At 72.3% G+C, this 15833-nt stretch carries 15 protein-coding genes, 1 tRNA gene and 2 pseudogenes; 11 read left to right on the top strand and 7 right to left on the bottom strand.

The annotated features are described in order from the left end of the window. Positions 1 to 106: 106 nt before the first annotated feature. Positions 107 to 307, top strand: a pseudogene (locus ABD240_RS17090) (DUF418 domain-containing protein); the annotation flags it as partial. A 191-nt stretch (positions 308 to 498) separates the two neighbouring features. Here ABD240_RS17090 and ABD240_RS03315 read toward each other — a convergent pair. Further along, positions 499 to 1185, bottom strand: a complete 687-nt coding sequence (locus ABD240_RS03315; RefSeq protein WP_344335119.1) for a phosphonatase-like hydrolase — start codon at positions 1183 to 1185, stop codon at positions 499 to 501. Further along, a complete protein-coding gene (locus tag ABD240_RS03310; RefSeq protein WP_291795115.1) occupies positions 1182 to 2006 on the bottom strand; it encodes a GntR family transcriptional regulator in 825 nt (274 codons plus the stop codon). The genes ABD240_RS03315 and ABD240_RS03310 overlap by 4 nt, the downstream gene beginning before the upstream one ends. A 226-nt stretch (positions 2007 to 2232) precedes the next feature. On the opposite strand from ABD240_RS03310, the gene ABD240_RS03305 reads away from it, so the two are divergent. From ABD240_RS03305 to ABD240_RS03280, 6 genes are all read left to right on the top strand, one after another. Further along, positions 2233 to 3402: a TIGR03364 family FAD-dependent oxidoreductase gene (locus ABD240_RS03305; protein WP_344335115.1), complete on the top strand. Its 1170-nt coding sequence runs from the start codon at positions 2233 to 2235 to the stop codon at positions 3400 to 3402. A gap of 86 nt (positions 3403 to 3488) precedes the next feature. Then, positions 3489 to 4403 (top strand): phosphate/phosphite/phosphonate ABC transporter substrate-binding protein, encoded by a 915-nt coding sequence (locus tag ABD240_RS03300; RefSeq protein WP_344335112.1) that lies wholly within the window; start codon positions 3489 to 3491, stop codon positions 4401 to 4403. Continuing rightward, on the top strand, positions 4403 to 5218 hold the full coding sequence (locus ABD240_RS03295; protein ID WP_344335110.1) for a phosphonate ABC transporter ATP-binding protein: 816 nt from the start codon (positions 4403 to 4405) through the stop codon (positions 5216 to 5218). The genes ABD240_RS03300 and ABD240_RS03295 overlap by 1 nt, the downstream gene beginning before the upstream one ends. Continuing rightward, entirely contained in the window at positions 5215 to 6045 is an 831-nt protein-coding gene (gene phnE / locus ABD240_RS03290; protein WP_291795406.1) for a phosphonate ABC transporter, permease protein PhnE, read from the top strand. Before ABD240_RS03295 ends, phnE begins: the two co-directional genes overlap by 4 nt. A gap of 138 nt (positions 6046 to 6183) precedes the next feature. Continuing rightward, entirely contained in the window at positions 6184 to 6588 is a 405-nt protein-coding gene (locus ABD240_RS03285; RefSeq protein WP_291795404.1) for a DMT family transporter, read from the top strand. Beyond that, positions 6585 to 6908, top strand: a complete 324-nt coding sequence (locus ABD240_RS03280; protein ID WP_291795402.1) for a DMT family transporter — start codon at positions 6585 to 6587, stop codon at positions 6906 to 6908. The genes ABD240_RS03285 and ABD240_RS03280 overlap by 4 nt, the downstream gene beginning before the upstream one ends. 15 nt (positions 6909 to 6923) lie before the next feature. Here ABD240_RS03280 and ABD240_RS03275 read toward each other — a convergent pair whose 3' ends face one another. After that, complete coding sequence (locus tag ABD240_RS03275; protein ID WP_425546981.1) at positions 6924 to 8654, bottom strand: glycerol-3-phosphate dehydrogenase/oxidase; 1731 nt, start codon at positions 8652 to 8654, stop codon at positions 6924 to 6926. Between the two features lie 85 nt (positions 8655 to 8739). Then, positions 8740 to 9753, bottom strand: coding sequence for an alpha/beta fold hydrolase (locus tag ABD240_RS03270; RefSeq protein ID WP_291795400.1), 1014 nt, complete (start codon positions 9751 to 9753; stop codon positions 8740 to 8742). Positions 9754 to 9805: 52 nt separating this feature from the next. Here ABD240_RS03270 and ABD240_RS03265 point away from each other — a divergent pair, with 52 nt between their 5' ends. Next, positions 9806 to 10369 carry a TetR/AcrR family transcriptional regulator gene (locus ABD240_RS03265; RefSeq protein WP_291795398.1) on the top strand — a complete coding sequence of 188 codons (564 nt, stop codon included), beginning with the start codon at positions 9806 to 9808 and terminating at the stop codon, positions 10367 to 10369. Positions 10370 to 10376: 7 nt separating this feature from the next. Here the strand turns inward: ABD240_RS03265 and ABD240_RS03260 are convergent, their stop codons facing one another. Next, positions 10377 to 11165, bottom strand: a complete 789-nt coding sequence (locus ABD240_RS03260) for a ribonuclease H family protein (protein WP_291795396.1) — start codon at positions 11163 to 11165, stop codon at positions 10377 to 10379. 90 nt (positions 11166 to 11255) lie between these two features. After that, positions 11256 to 12386: an aminotransferase class V-fold PLP-dependent enzyme gene (locus ABD240_RS03255; protein ID WP_344335100.1), complete on the bottom strand. Its 1131-nt coding sequence runs from the start codon at positions 12384 to 12386 to the stop codon at positions 11256 to 11258. 188 nt (positions 12387 to 12574) lie between these two features. Between ABD240_RS03255 and ABD240_RS03250 the strand changes: the two genes are divergently transcribed. Then, a tRNA-Ala gene (locus tag ABD240_RS03250) sits at positions 12575 to 12647 on the top strand. A gap of 94 nt (positions 12648 to 12741) precedes the next feature. Next, positions 12742 to 15270 carry an excinuclease ABC subunit UvrA gene (locus ABD240_RS03245; protein WP_291795392.1) on the top strand — a complete coding sequence of 843 codons (2529 nt, stop codon included), beginning with the start codon at positions 12742 to 12744 and terminating at the stop codon, positions 15268 to 15270. Here the strand turns inward: ABD240_RS03245 and ABD240_RS03240 are convergent. After that, positions 15255 to 15506, bottom strand: coding sequence for a PspC domain-containing protein (locus tag ABD240_RS03240; protein WP_344335095.1), 252 nt, complete (start codon positions 15504 to 15506; stop codon positions 15255 to 15257). The two genes, ABD240_RS03245 and ABD240_RS03240, sit on opposite strands and share 16 nt — an antisense overlap. Positions 15507 to 15634: 128 nt before the next feature. Here ABD240_RS03240 and ABD240_RS03235 point away from each other — a divergent pair. Next, a pseudogene (locus tag ABD240_RS03235) lies at positions 15635 to 15833 on the top strand (SLC13 family permease); the annotation flags it as partial.

Genomic DNA, 15833 nt, shown 5'->3' with positions numbered 1-15833 from the left:
ACCGGATGGCTGCTGTTCCGCTCCGACCGCGCGCTCGACGTCGCTCTATATCGCGATCGCCTACCCGCTGCTGTCCCTCGTGATCCTGGGGTACCGCGCCGGCCGCATGCGCCTCTTCGAGAACACCGCTGCACATCGCACCCGCCTGCGCCTGCTCGCGTGGGGCGGGATCGGGGTCTCCCTGGCCGGAGCCCTTCCCATCGGGCTGGTGTCCATCGGCGCGCTCCAGCCGGAGCGGACCGTCACAGGACTGCTCATGGGCCTCCAGGTGCTGACGGGGATCGCCGGCGGAGCCGGGTACGCGGCGTGCTTCGCCCTCGGGGCGCTGGCCGTCGCGGCGGTCGTGTGGTCGGTGGGCGTCGCCCTCGCCGTCCGGCTGGAGCGCACGGGCCGCACAGGACCGCTCGAGGCCCTCATGCGGCGCGGCGTCCACGGGCGTTCCCGCAGCGGCCCCGACGCCCAGCGAGCACGAGCCTCCGCCCAAGGCTGCCGCACCCCTCAGCCGAGGCCGAGGTGGGCGGGCACCTCGGCGACGGAGCCGAGCACGGCGGTGGTGCCGCTGCCGGCGAAGTCCTCGGCCGTGAGCGCACCGGTGAGCACGCCCACCACCTGCGCCGCACCCGAGGCCGCGCCCGCCTGGGCGTCCACGACGGTGTCGCCGGCGACGAGCACCTGCGCCACGGACCGCACGCCCGTGCGCTCCATCGCACGGTGGATCATGTAGGGGTACGGGCGCCCCGCGGCCACCTCGTCGGAGGTGACGACGGCGTCGAGGAGCTCGCCCTCCCCCACCTTCCAGCCCAGTGAATCGAGCAGCGGACCCGCGACGTCCGCGGAGAAGCCGGTGGTCAGCGCCACCTTCACGCCCGCCTCCCCCAGCGTCCGCAGCGCATCCTCCGCGCCGGGCAGCCCCACCGGCGGGTGTACGGCGTAGTACTCGGCCAGCAGCGCGCGGAACCGGTCGAAGCAGGCCGCGACGGTGGCCTCGTCCCCGGCGTGCCCGCCCAGGCCGAGCAGCTGCGTGATCGCCTCGACCTTGTCCGTGCCCATCCAGGTCTGCAGATCCGCGGCGTCCACCGGCGTACCGGTCTCCGTCACACAGTTCTCCAGCGCGCGGTAGACGTCTCCGTGCTCGTCGATGGTGGTGCCGGCCATGTCGAAGGCCGCGAGGCGGATGTCTGTCATGAGGATGCTCCTTCTGTGTCTGTACGGGTCGGGTGCGTTCGTGCGGGCAGTGCGCGCAGGACGGTGGGACGGGACTCCATCGTGTTCTCCACGGTGAAGGTCACCTGACCGGGGAGGTAGCGCTCGTCGGAGAACTCCAGCGCACGGCCGCCCGAGGAGTACGCGGTGCGCTGCTCACGCAGCAGCGGGGCACCGGGAGCGGTGCCCAGCAGGTGTGCGTCCTCCTGCGTCGCGGCGACGGCGTCGAAGGTGTGGCGGGCGGAGTGGAGGTCCGCGCCGCAGGCGGTGAGGTGGGCGTAGATCGAACCGGAATCCGGATCGAAGTCGAACAGGTGCCGCCCCACGTCCATGACGAAGGCCGTGCGCTCGATCATCACGGGCACCCCGTCGAGCAGTCTGGTCCGCAGGAGCTCCACGACCGGCTCCCCCGCCTCGATCCCCAGCGCGGTGGCCAGAGCCGCCGAGGCCGGCCTCCGCGCCACTTCCGCGGTGCGCTGACCGGGCACCCGGCCCGAGGCGTGCGCCCAGGCGCTGAAGGACTGGAAGCTCTCCAGCGGCTGGCTGGGCACTCCGCCCACCACCCGCGGCGGGCGGCCGCGGCCCCCGGCGAGGAGGCCTTCCGCGCGCAGCGCGGCGATCGCCTGCCGGACGGTGCCGCGGGACACCGCGTGCCTGCGGCAGAGCTCCGCCTCACTGGGCAGGGAGGACCCCACCGGCAGCTCACCCGAGGCGATGGCCGCCCGGATGTCCGCACTGATCCTGCCGTGCAGCGGCGCCGGCCTCTCCGCATCCGCCTCAGCTCGCGCGCTCCCCACGATCACCGCTCCCGTTCTCCTCGCCGCATGTCCCCATACGGTCCCACTTGTCTGGACATGTTCCACTCTAGCGAGGAATCGGACGGGATCCCGGGGCTCCGGAGAACAGCGGGTGAACACCTCGTGACAGAGAGGAGACCGCGAAAACCTGCAGGTGAACAGTGAGCCAACCTCCGCTCCGAGGGCGCATCTCGGCTTGTACAGACAAGTCGGGGCCGCTCATTCTGGAGTCATGCACAGCACACAGACACCGTCCGCCTCGAGCGGGAGCATCGCCGTCGTGGGAGCCGGCATCGTCGGACTCGCCCACGCCTACCTCGCGGTGCGCCGCGGGCTCCGCGTCACGCTCGTCGACGAGGACAGCGGGCCCCGCGGCGCCTCCGTCCGCAACTTCGGCCACTGCTGCATCACCGGGCAGACCGGCGCCTTCGCCTCCCTCGCGGAGGCCGGGCGCGAGCACTGGCTCGCGGCGGCCTCGGCCGCGGGATTCTGGGCGCGGGAGTCCGGAGCCTATGTGGCGGCGGCCTCCGCGCAGGAGCTGCGCGTGCTCGCGGAGGCCGCCGAGGCCAAGGGCACGGACCGCATCCGGCTCGTCGACGGCGAGGAGATCACCCGCGCGCTGGGCAGCCGGGCCACCAGCGCGGTGGGCGGCGCGCACCTGCCGCTCGACCTGCGTGTGGACCCGCGCACCGCCGCCCCGCGGCTGGCCGCCTGGCTGCACGCGCACCCCGCGGTGACGATGCGGATGGACACCCGTGCGCTGAGCGTCACGGACGGCGGAGTGCACACCACGCGCGGCTTCCTCGCCGCCGACCACACCTTCGTCTGCACCGGCCACCACCTCCGCGGACTGCTCCCGGACCTCGCCGCGGACGCCGGCATCCGCGAGTGCGCGCTGCAGATGGCTCTGGTGGACGCACCCGCGCACTTCACGACGGACGCCGCGATCCTCACCGGCACCTCGCTCCTGCGCTACGACGCCTTCGCCACGATGCCTGCGGCGCAGGACCTGCGCGAGCACATGGAGGAGACCGCACCCGCGCTCATGGCCGCCGGAGCCAACGTGATGGTCACGCGCCGCCCGGACGGCAGCCTGCTCGTGGGCGACAGCCACGCGTACGCACCCTCGACCGCCCCGTTCCTCGACGAGGACACGACGGACCTCCTGCTCGAGTCCGCACGGTCCGTGCTGGGGGCCCAGCCCCTGCGCGTGCGCCAGCGGTGGCAGGGCGTCTACGCCTCCTCGGAGACCCGCCCGCTCGTCCTCGCTCCCGTCGGTGCCCACGCCACGGCCGTCACCGTGGCGACCGGAGTGGGCATGACGCTGGCCTTCGGCCTGGCCGCCCACACGCTCGAGGCCCTGCACACGGGCTCGCCCGCCGCTGCCGCACCGGCCGGATGAACGCCCGCAGAGCCTCCCTCCCCACCGTCCCACCAACCCCTCCGCACCTCCCCTCCCGCACGCTCCGCCCCAGGAAGGTCCCACCCATGCGCCCCACCCGCCTCCGCTCCGCTGTCACCGCCCTCGCCGCAGCCGCGCTCCTCGCCCCCGGGCTCGCCGCCTGCTCCTCACAGGCGAGCGCGGAGTCCGCCACCTGCCCGGACGGGAAGATCGAGTTCGGCATCGAGCCGTTCGAGGATCCCACCAAGCTCGAGCCCGCCTACCAGAAGCTCGCCGAGGCCTTGGGCGAGTCGCTCGACTGCGAGGTCGAGGTCTCCGTCCTCGAGGACTACTCCGCCGAGGTCCTCGCCATGCAGAACGGCAAGCTCGACCTGGGCCAGTTCGGCCCGCTGGGCTACGTCTTCGCCTCCCAGCGCGCGGATGCGGAGGCGCTGGCCTCCTTCGGCACCGCCGACGGCGAGCTGAGCACCTACCGCGGCGGCATCTGGGTCCCGAAGGACTCGGAGGTGCGCGGCATCGAAGACCTCCCCGGTCACGACCTGGCGCTCGGCAGCGTCGGCTCGACCTCCGGCGACGTGCTGCCCCGGTCCGCGCTCGCCGAGGCCGGGATCGCGGAGGACCAGCTGAACATCAACTACGCCGGCGGCCATCCGGAGGCCCTGCTCGCGCTCACCAACGGCACGGTCGACGCCGCACAGATCAACACCCAGACCCTCACCAGCGCACAGGAGGCCGGCACCTTCGATCCCAGCGGCTTCCGGCAGATCTGGGAGTCCGAGGACATCCCCAACGACCCGATCACGGTCCGCGGCGACGCGGATCCCGCGTTCAAGACCGCGGTGCAGGACGCGCTCCTCGACCTGGACCCCGCCGTGCTGGAGGAGATCGGGGGCTTCCTCGACTTCTCCCCCGCCGGGCAGATGCTCGAGGTCACCGATGAAACCTACCAGCCCCTGTTCGACCTTGCCGAGACGATGAACCTCACCGAGGAGGACGTGTGATGACCACTCCGCACAGCAGCTCCCGCCCCGCCGCACGCCTGCACGCCCAGCCGGCGCTGGCGGTCTCCGACCTGCACCTGGCCTTCGCCGGCCGGACCGTCCTGGACTCCGTGAGCTTCGAGGTGCGCGCGGGCGAGCTCGTGGCCTTCCTGGGCGCCAACGGCTCCGGCAAGTCCACGACCCTGCGCGCCGTGGCCGGGCTGGTCGGCCACGAGTCCGGGACCATCGAGGTCGAGGGCAGGCCCGCCGGCCACCGCGGCCACCGTGACCGGCGGCCCCGGCAGGACGCCCGCACCGCCATGGTCTTCCAGCGCTTCCACCTCGTGCCGCGCAGGAGCGTGCTCGCCAATGTCTGCACCGGCGCGCTCGCACGGATGACGACCCTGCAGTCGTTCCTCCCCCTCACTTTCCCGCAGACGGTCAGGGAGGAGGCGATGGCCGCCCTGGACCGCGTGGGACTGGCGGAGCGGGCGCATGAGCCGGCCGGCAGGCTCTCCGGCGGGCAGCAGCAGCGCGTCGCGATCGCCCGCGCGCTCTGCCAGGGCGCGGGAGTGCTCCTCGCGGACGAGCCCACCTCCGCCCTCGATCCGCACGCCGCGGCCACCGTCATGGAGCTGCTGCGGGACCTGGCGGAGACCGACGGCCTCGCCGTCGCGGCGGTCCTCCACTCCCCCGGGCTGGCACGGCAGTACGCCCACCGCATCATCGGCCTGCAGGACGGCCGCATCGCGCTCAGCGGGACCCCGCAGACCGTCACGGAGGAGCGGATCGCCGGTCTCTACGGCGAGGCCCTCCTGGAAGGAGCGGCAGCATGAGCCGCACGGCGGAGCAGACGCGCACCCGGCGCCCCGTCCCGCCCGCCTCCGGCGGCCGCGGCCGCACCACCGCCGTCACGGTGGTGGTCGTGGCGCTCGTGGTGGCGCACGTGGTGGCCGTGCGGGAGACCGAGTTCTCACTCGCCGCGCTCTTCGAGGGCAGGGAGGGCATGGCCCGCTTCCTCTCCGAGGCGTTCCCGCCGGACCTCAGCTGGTCCGAGACCGTCCGCCCCGCCCTCGAGGCCACCGGCATCACCCTGTGGATCGGACTGCTGGGCACGACCTTCTCCATCCCCACCAGCGCGCTGCTGGCCGTCTGGGGCTCCCGGACCACCGCCCCCAATGCCGTGGTGTACCAGGTGAGCCGCGCGATCATGTCGTTCTTCCGCGCGGTCCCGGACATCGTCTTCGCGCTCATCTTCGTCACCGCGGTGGGCCTGGGGCCGTTCGCCGGCGTGCTCGCCCTCATCTGCCACAACACCGGGGTCATGGGCAAGCTCTGGTCCGAGTCCATCGAGGAGATCGACCCGGGCCCCTCGGAGGCTCTGCGCACGGCCGGCGGCAGCCGCGCCCAGATCGTCGCGAACGCCACCTTCCCCCAGGTGAGCGCCTCACTGCTGGGACTGCTGCTCTACCGCTTCGATGTGAACGTGCGCTCCTCCCTGGTACTGGGCCTCGTGGGAGCCGGCGGGATCGGACTCCTCATCAACCAGTCGATCAAGTCCTTCCAGTTCGACGCGATGCTCACGCAGATCATCGTCGTCCTCGTCCTCGTGATCGTCGTGGACCTGTTCTCCGCGGCCGTCCGCAGGCGTCTCGCGCTGTGAGCTGATCCGCGCCCTCATCCGCCGGGACCGTCCGGACGGCACAGTACCCCTGTACCGTCCGGACGGTTCTGTCTGGTAGATTGCCTGGCTGAGTCCGGCGCACCGCCGGCTCGCACCGCCGCAGGAGAGGAGGCCGCGATGACCGGGCACAGCACTCCGGGAACCCCCACGGCGCACGTGCACGCACCCCGGCAGCTGAGGGCCTGGCTGTTTCTCCTCACCGCGATCCTCGTGGAGGTCGCGGCCTCGCTCTCCCTCAAGGGGGCACTGGAGGAGCCCCTCCTCTACGTCGTCGTGGTCGCCGGCTACACCGCCGCCTTCGTCTGCCTGGGGGCCGTCCTCAGGGCCGGGATGCCGCTGGGCGTGGCCTACGGGATCTGGGGCGCCTCCGGCGTCGCCCTCACCGCGCTCCTCTCCCACGCGCTCTTCGGCGAACCCCTCAGCCTGCTCATGGGCGTGGGCATCTGTCTCATCGTCGCCGGGGTGGTCTGCGTGGAGCTGGGCTCCGGCGCCGCGCGGCGGCGGGAAGGAGACCCGGCATGACCGCGTGGCTCTTCCTCCTCGCCGCGGTGGTCTGCGAGGTGGGCGGCACCCTCACCCTGCGCATGGCCGCCTCCGGCGGGCGCATCTGGTTCACACCGGTGGCTGTGGGCTACGTCGCGGCGTTCAGCCTGCTTTCGCTGGCGCTGTCCCACGGCATGCCGCTGGGCGTGGCGTACGGGATCTGGGCGGCCGCGGGGGTGGCGCTCACCGCCGTCCTCAGCCGCCTCCTCTTCCGGGAGCCCCTCACCTGGCTCATGGCGGGCGGGATCGTGCTCATCGGCCTCGGCGTGCTGGCCGTGGAGCTCGGCAGCACGCACTGAGCCGCGCCCGGGGCTTCAGCCCTCCTCCCGGAGAGGAACGACGTCCGGAGCGCCCAGCCGCGCGGCGTCCGCGGTCTCGTCGTCGGGCATCGTCTGGCTCTCCCGCTCCGCGGCGACGCGGAGGAGGTAGTGCTCCACCTCCGCCGCACACTGCTGCCGGCTCCAGCCCAGCACCGGCGCCATGAGCTCCGCCGCCTCCCCGGCGGCCTCCACGCCCCGGTCGAAGGTCTCGAACGAGACGCGGGTGCGCCGCGCGAGGACGTCCTCGAGGTGGCGCGCCCCCTCGTGCGTGGTCCCGTAGACCACCTCCGCGCGCAGATAGTCCTCCGCACCCGGGAGCGGCTCGCCCAGCTCCGGCCGCTCGGCGATGAGTGCGAGCACCTCGAGCGCGAGCGAGCCGTACCGCCCCAGCAGGTGATCGACCCTGTCCGTGCCGAGGCCGTGTCGCCGCGCCAGCGACGTCCGCTGGTTCCGGAGAGCGGCGTATCCGTCCGCACCGGCGAGCGGCACGTCCTCCGTGCAGCAGGCGGGCACGGCACGGCCCAGCTGCGCGCGCAGGCCGTCCGCGGCGGCGTCCACGGCATCGGCCGCCATCACCCTGTAGGTCGTGTACTTGCCGCCGGCCACCACCACGAGCCCCGTGGTGGCGGTGGAGACGGCGTGCTCGCGGGACAGCGTGCTCGTCGCGTCCGACTCCCCCGCCAGCAGCGGTCGCAGCCCGGCGTACACCCCCTCCACGTCCTCCCGCGTGAGCGGGTCCGCGAGCACCCTGTTGACGTGCCTCAGCAGGTAGTCGATGTCCTGGGCGCTCGCGGCGGGATGGTCCTTGCTGAGGTCCCAGGGCGTGTCCGTCGTGCCGATGATCCAGTGCCGTCCCCAGGGGATGACGAAGAGCACGGACTTCTCCGTGCGCAGGATGAGCCCGGAGCGTCCGCGGATGCGGTCACGGGGGACCACGAGGTGGATGCCCTTCGACGCGCGCACGTGGAACTGGCCGCGCTCCCCGGCCATCGCCTGCGTCTCGTCCGTCCACACCCCGGTGGCGTTGATGACCTGGTGGGCGCGCACCTCGAGGGTCCGTCCGCTCTCCAGGTCACGCACCACAGCTCCCACCACCCGGCCGCCGTCGCGCAGGAGGCCGGTGACCCGTGCGCGCGTGGCGATGTGGGCGCCGTAGGAGGCCGCCGTGCGGGCGAGCATCATGGTGTGGCGCGCATCGTCGACCTGCGCGTCGAAGTACTGAACGGCGCCCACCAGGGCGTCCCGGCGCAGGCTCGGCATGACCCGGCGCGCACCTGCGCGAGTGAGCTGCCGGTGCCTGGGGACGCCTCGGGCACGGCCGGAGAGTGCGGCGAGCGAGTCGTACAGCGTCACCCCCGCGGACACGTACCCCCGCTCCCAGACCCGGCGGGTGAGCGGATAGAGGAACGGCACCGGCCGGACCAGGTGCGGCGCGAGGCGGTCCAGCAGCAGGCTGCGCTCCGCGAGCGCCTCCGCCACCAGCCGGAAGTCCAGCATCTCCAGGTACCGCAGGCCGCCGTGGATGAGCTTGCTCGACCGGCTCGAGGTGCCGGAGGCGAAGTCGCGGGCCTCGACGAGGCCCGTGCGCAGCCCGCGGGTGGCGGCGTCCAGCGCGGCTCCGGCACCCACCACCCCGCCGCCGATCACGAGGACGTCGAGCCGCGAAGAGGTCATCGCCTGCAGTGCGTCCGTGCGCTGAGCCGGGGAGAGTGCTGCCGTTCGCATGCCCCCAGTCAATCAGGCACAGCGGAGCAGGAGAAGACCCTGCGAGGATCGGAGTGCGACAGTCGTGCGGTCGCGGTGCGGAGGGTCAGCCCTCGCTCTCCTGCCAGAACTCCGCGAGGACGCCGTCCAGCTCGCCCGCGACCTCCATCGGCAGGGAATGCGAGGTGCCCGTCCAGGTGCGCACCTCGGCCTCCGGGACGAGCTCCCGCGCACGGTCCTCGACGTCCGCACCGCCGGCGAGGGAGCCTGAGTCCGCAAGGGCGATGCTCACGGGCATGTCCAGCCGGTCGGCCTGCTCCGCGGTCAGCGGCGAGGGCGTGGGCAGCGCCGCGGAGAAGTGCTTCGTGCCCGCGTCGATCATCGCGGCCAGCGGATCCGCACCGTCGTACTCGCCGCCGCCCACCCGCGTGAGTGCGCGCTCGCGCAGTCCCTGCGGAAGGCCCGGCAGAGAGACGACCGTCGCCCACCAGAGCATCTCCGCCGGGGGATGCGCAAGGGTGAGGACGGGCTCCAGGAGGGTGAGGGAGCGGACCCGCTCCGGATGGTCGACGGCGTATGCGGCCGCGGTCGCGCCGCCGAAGGAGTGGCCCACGAGATGCGCGCCCTCCGGGGCGAGGGTAGAAAGCACCTGGTCGATCCAGTCCCCCTGCTCCGCGAAGTCGCGGATGGGCGCGGCCTGGACGGACATGCCCGCGTCACCGAGCGAGTCGAACGCCAGCACCCGGTGGGAGGCCGCGAAGCCCTCCAGGTTGGACTGCCACATGGGCACGCCCGAGGCCCGCCCCGGGATGAGCACCACCGGCGGGGCCTGCGCGCTCTCGTCCTGCGCGCCCTCCTCCTGCGCCGGCGCCCATTCGTAGACGCGCACCGTGCCGTAGGACGTGGGCACATCGTGCTGCGCGACGGGCTCCGGCAGGGTGCTCATCGCCTCGGCATAGCTCCTCTCGTACGCCTCCCGCCCCTCCACCGTGCGGAAGTGCCCCACTCCCGGCGGACCCGCGAACCAGCGGTACGTGCTCACGATCCCCACGGCGGCGAGCCCGAGGACCAGCACCGCGGCGACGACCTTCAGCCATCGGGTTCTTCGCAATATGCTCATACCGCATAGTTTCACAGTACGCACATACTGTAAACGGCGATAGGCTGTGCGCATGCCCAAGATCGTCGACCACGACCAGCGCCGCACTGAGATCGTCCATGCGCTCTGGGAGGTCATCAGCGAGCGCGGCATCGAGGGTGTGACATTCCAGGCCGTGGCCCGGTCTGCGGGATTCTCCGTGGGCCGCGTCCAGCACTACTTCGCGTCGAAGGACGCACTGGTGCGCGCCGGCTGCCGCGAGCTGATCGACGCCTCCGCAGCCGTGCACGCGGAGAGGACGTCCCGCTCGCAGTCCCCCTGGGAGGCCCTCGCCCAGCTGCTCATGCAGCCCATCCCGCGCTCGGAGGAGCTCCGCCTCGGTGCCGCCGTCTGGTATGCGTACATGGCCCGGGGCGTGGTCGATCCGGCGATCGGAGAGATCGCGCGAGAGGCGACGCACCGGGGCCTGGAGGAGGCTTCAGCTCTCCTGCGCCGCGCCGGCGCCGACGAGTCCGCCGCGCCGCGGCTCATGGGCCTGAGCGCAGGTCTGGCGCAGCAGGTGCTCCTGCGGGCCGTGCAGGCTGAAGAGGCCCTGGGCCTCGTGCGCGAGGAGATCGCCGCGCTCCGGGAGGGGTGAGCGGCCCTCAGCCCTGCTTCCGCAGCAGCGGCAGGACCTTGCCGGAGTGCCAGACGTAGAAGGTGGCGCCGGTCTTCATCTTCCGCGCCTTGGCGAGGCCGTCGTCCAGCGCCGCCTGGGTGGCCTGCTTGTCCGCGCGCAGGCCGATCGACTCCAGTCGCCTGCCCACCGCGATCGAGGACAGGCCCAGCTCCGCACCGAGCTCCGTCTGGGTCGCCCAGGGGCCTCTGCGCTTGCGGCCGCCCTTCGCAGCTGTGCCCTTCACAGCGGAACCGGCGGTGGACCCGGAGCCGGCCTCGGCGGCGATGCTTCCCGGCCTGCGTTCCCAGTCGATCGCGTGCGTCCCGGTGACCCGCTCCTGATCCGCGCGCATGTCCGCGAACTGTGCGGAGAGGAGGTCCGCTGCGGTGTTGAGCGGGTGCGCATTGGTCTCGTCGTGGCCCCGCACCCAGACGAAGTCGACGGGATGGCTGCGGGCATCCATGAGGTCGAGGATGGAGTAGATGAGGTCGAGGTTCTTCTTCCCCTCCGCCTTCGCCGGATTCCTCCTCCAGCCGCGCGCCCACTTGGTGAGGCAGTTGATGGCGTACTGGCTGTCAGACTCGATGACGAGCGGGACTCCCGGGTGGTCGGCCAGCGCCATCTTGATGCCGGTGAGCTCCGCGACGTTGTTGGTCTGCCGCACCCAGGAGCCGGCGGCATAGCGGCCGGTCTCGTCCACCCAGGCCCAGCCGGCGGGCCCCGGGTTCTTCCGTGCGGCGCCGTCCGTGCCGATGCGCAGAGCGCTCGCTGTCATCTGGTCTCCGATTCTCCGAGGGGGCGTGTGCGCATCACCCCTGTCAGCAGGGGTGATGCTCGCCGGACATCTTCTCAGAGGGCGGGAGGCTCAGATTCCCAGGGAGTCCAGCGCCGTACGGAGGCGGGAGACGGTGCCGTCCACGTCGCCGAGCTTGTCGAGGCCGAAGAGGCCCAGCCGGAACGTCGAGAAGTCCTCAAGCTCTCCGCAGTGCAGGGGCACACCGGCCGCGATCTGGACGCCGGCCTCCTTGAAGCGGGCCCCGGTGCGCAGCTGCGGATCGTCCGTGTGGACGACCACGACGCTGGGAGCGGCGAAGTCAGCGGCCGCGACCGAGGGGAGGCCGCGCTCCGCCAGCAGCTCCCTCACCCGCGCGCCCAGATCGAACTGGGCGGCACGCAGACTCTCGAGGCCGCGGTCGCGGGTCTCGCGCATGAGGGAGGCGTTGTGCGCCAGCGTGTCCGTGGGCATCGTCGCGTGGTACGGCGTGCGGCCCTGCAGGTACTCCTCCGCGATGGAGAGCCACTTCGCGAGATCCAGGGAGAAGCTCGAGGAGGGGCGAGCGAGCACCGCCTCGCGGGCCTCGTCGCCGAGCATCACGTAGCCGGCCGCCGGGGACCCCGACCAGCCCTTCTGGGGAGCACTGATGAGCACATCGACCCCGAGGTCGCGCATATCGACCCACACCGCACCCGAGGCGACGCAGTCGAGCACCAGCAGCCCGCCGACGGCGTGGACGGCCTCCGCCAGCGCGCGGACGTAGTCGTCCGGCAGGAGGAGACCGGCAGCGGTCTCGACGTGCGGCGCGAAGACCACCTCGGGACGCTGCTCGGCGATCCGCGCGGTCACCTCCTCGATGGGAGCCGGACGCCAGGCGGCCCGGTGCTCGTCCGCCACAGGCCGGGCCGCGCAGACCGCCACCTCGTCCGCGATCGCTCCCGCCTCGAGGATCTGCGACCAGCGGTAGGAGAAGAGCCCGTTGCGCACCACGAGGCAGCGCCGGCCCGTCGCCAGCGAGCGCGCGACCGACTCCATCGCGTAGCTGCCGCCGCCCGGGACGACAGCCGCATGGTCTGCCCCGTAGGTGGTGCAGAGGATGTCGAGGACCTCCTGCATGACACCGGTGAAGCGCCGTGACATGTGGTTGAGCGAGCGGTCGGTGAAGACCACCGAGTATTCGAGGAGGCCGTCGGGGTCGATGTCGTCGTGCGGAAGCTTCATGCGGGAGTCCCTTCACAGCGGAGGAGCGGATTGCGCGGCGTGCCCAGGAGCACCTTCCCGCTCACTCTACGACAGCGGAAATGGCGGTCGGGGCGGCATCACCCGTCATGGCGCAGCTCACACCCCGGCGGATTTGGCACGGAGGCCCGGACGGTCGTAGAGTAGTCAGGTCGCCGCACAACGGCGGAGGGGCTATAGCTCAGTTGGTAGAGCGCTTCGTTCGCAATGAAGAGGTCAGGGGTTCGATTCCCCTTAGCTCCACAGGACAGCAGTACAGAGGCCGTTTCCACACAGTGGGGACGGCCTCTTCCGCATCCGGAGAGGCTGCCGGACTCCGGGCACGGAAGGAGGCACCGTGAGGACACGCCGTGCGGGCTCCGCCGCGCAGACCATCGAGGTGCGGGGCGCCCGCGTGCACAATCTGCGGGACATCGACGTCGACGTGCCGCTGAACACCCTCGTCGCGATCGCCGGCGTCTCCGGATCGGGCAAGTCCTCCCTCGCGATGGGGGTGCTCTACGCCGAGGGCTCGCGCCGCTACATCGAGGCGCTGTCGACCTACACGCGGCGCCGCATGGGGCAGGCGACGCGCGCCGACGTCGACCGGGTCCGTCACGTGCCCGCGGCGCTGGCGCTGCGGCAGCGGCCCGGAGTGCCCGGGGTGCGCTCCACCTTCGGCACCTCCACCGAGCTGCTCAACGTGGTGCGGCTGATGTTCTCCCGGCTCGCCTCGCACGTGTGCCCCCACGGGCACCGGCAGTCCCCGACCCTCGCCGTCGCCGCTGAGGAGCCGATCGTCTGCCCCGTCTGCGGGGTGAGCTTCGAGGCTCCGGGAGCAGAGGCCCTCGCGTTCAACTCCGCCGGGGCCTGCCCGCGCTGCGAGGGCACGGGCACGGTGCGCGAGGTCGACGACGCCGCGCTCATCCGCGACGAGGGCATGACCCTCGAGGACGGCGCCGTCCTCCCGTGGCAGATGTTCGGCTTCAACGTCCAGCCCCAGATCGCACGCGAGTTCGGAGTGCGCACCGACGTGCCCTGGCGCGACCTCGACGAGTGGGAGCGCGAGATCGTGCTGAACGGCCCCGAGGAGAAGAAGCACATCACGGTGACCTCGAAGAAGGGCGTGCACGAGCTCGACTTCACCTTCCGCAACGCCCGCCTCACCGTCACCGAGGAGCTCAGACGCGCCGACGACGAGAAGCGGCTCGCCCGCGTGAGCCGCTTCCTCCTCGAACGCGTGTGCCCCGCGTGCGGCGGCACCCGGCTCTCGGCCACCGCCGCCGCCCCGCGGATCGGCGAGCTGGGGCTCGCGGACGTCACCGCGCACACCCTCGACGAGCTCGTCGCGTGGGCCGCGACCGTGCCGGAGACCCTGCCGGAGGCGATGCACCCCCTGGCCCGGAGCCTCGTCGACACGCTCCTCGGGATGGCCCGCCGGCTGCTCGACCTGGGGCTCGGCTACCTCGCGCTCGACCGCGCCGGCTCGTCCCTCTCCACGGGTGAGCGGCAGCGCGTGCAGCTCGCCCGTGCCGTCCGCAACGAGACCACCGGCGTGCTCTACGTCCTCGACGAGCCCTCGATCGGCCTGCACCCCTCCAACATCCGGGGCCTCCAGGGCGTTCTCACGGATCTCCTCGAGGAGGGCAACTCCGTCGTCATGGTCGACCACGACCCGCTCGTGCTCCGCGAGGCCGAGCACCTCATCGAGATCGGCCCCGGCTCCGGCAGCGAGGGCGGCACCGTCGTCGCCGCGGGCACCGTCGCGGAGCTCGACCGCTGCCCCGCCTCCCGCATCGGCCCCCACCTCACCGGCCGCGCACAGGTGCGGGTGCGCACCGCTGCGGCCGGTGACCACATGTTCGCCCACGGCACGATCGCGCTGCGCACCGCGCCGATCCACACTGTGCATGCCCTCGAAGTCGCGATCCCCCGCGGACGGCTCACCGTGGTCACCGGGGTCTCCGGCTCCGGCAAGAGCACTCTCGTGCTCGAGAGCCTCGTGCCCGCGCTCCGCGCCGAGAACGGACGGTCCCGCCCACAGCACGTCCTCGCCGTGGATTCCGACGGCATCGAGAAGGTCGACGTCGTGGACGCGACCCCGATCGGCATCAACGTCCGCTCGACCGTCGCAACCTACAGCGGCGCCCTCGACGACCTGCGCCGCGCGTACGCACGTCTCGACTCCGCGAAGTCGGCAGGTCTCACCGCCGGCGACTTCTCGTACAACACCGGCTCACTGCGCTGCCCGCGCTGCGAGGGCACCGGGGAGATCACCCTCGACGTGCAGTTCCTCCCGGACGTCGACATCCCGTGCACCGAGTGCCGTGGGCGCCGCTACTCCCCCGCGGCTGATGCGCACCGCCGCCCCTCCGCCGCCGGCGGGGAGGACCTCTCGCTGCCGGACCTGCTCGCGCTCACCGTGGCGGAGGCGATCCCCCACGTGGACGACATGCGCAGAGTCCGCTCGCGGCTGCAGGCGCTGCGGGACGTGGGACTCGGGTACCTCACCCTCGGCGAGGCCACTCCCGCCCTCTCCGGCGGCGAGGCCCAGCGGCTCAAGCTCGCCGCCGAGCTCGGCAGGACGCAGACGCACTCCCTGTTCGTCTTCGACGAACCGACCGTGGGCCTGCACCCCGAGGACGTCCGGGGGCTCATCGGGGTCTTCCAGCGCCTGCTCGACCAGGGCGGCACCGTGGTGGTCATCGAGCACGACCTCGACATGATCGCGAACGCGGACCACCTCATCGACATGGGTCCGGGCGGCGGAGCCGAGGGCGGGCGGATCGTCGCGACCGGCTCTCCCGCCGAGGTCGCGGCAGACGACCGGAGCGTGACCGGCCGGTACCTGCGCGCGCACCTGTCCCCGCCTCAGCGCTCCGGATGACCTCCCACCGCCCGTTCGAGCGGGATGCTCCCGTCCTGCCAGGGGGTCAGCAGCCAGACGGCCGCGTAGAGACCGATCCCCACGAACGGCAGGAGGAAGGAGAGGAGGACGAGCAGGCGGACCAGCCACACGTTGAGACCGGTCACCTCAGCCAGCCCTCCCGCGATGCCCCCGAGGAGACGAGCGGGGCCGCGGCGGAAGCGGATGCCTCTGATCGAGTCGAAGAAGATTCTCATACCTCGACGGTACGCGCTGCCGCCGGACCGCACAGGGGTGCTCTCCCTCGCGGATGCGGGGGAAAACCGGAAGGCCGGCCGCTCCCCGGACCATATATCTGATCTGCGCACCCGGCTATCCTGAGCAGGTGGATGCTGCGACCTGGACCTTCCTGATTCTCGGCGCGGCGATGATCGCGTTCATCAGCGGCCGCGTGCCCCTGGCCATCGTCGCCAGCGGCGTCGCACTGTCACTGTGGGCGACCGGCGTGCTCACCCTGCCGGAGGCCTTCGCGGGCTTCGGCGACCCCACCATCGTCTTCATCGCCACGCTCTTCATCGTCATCG

Origin of the sequence: Brevibacterium salitolerans, from assembly GCF_039531405.1 — a bacterium.
Classification (GTDB): domain Bacteria; phylum Actinomycetota; class Actinomycetes; order Actinomycetales; family Brevibacteriaceae; genus Brevibacterium; species Brevibacterium salitolerans.
Note: the sequence above shows the minus strand (reverse complement) of the source record. Positions and strands in the feature narration are given on the sequence as shown.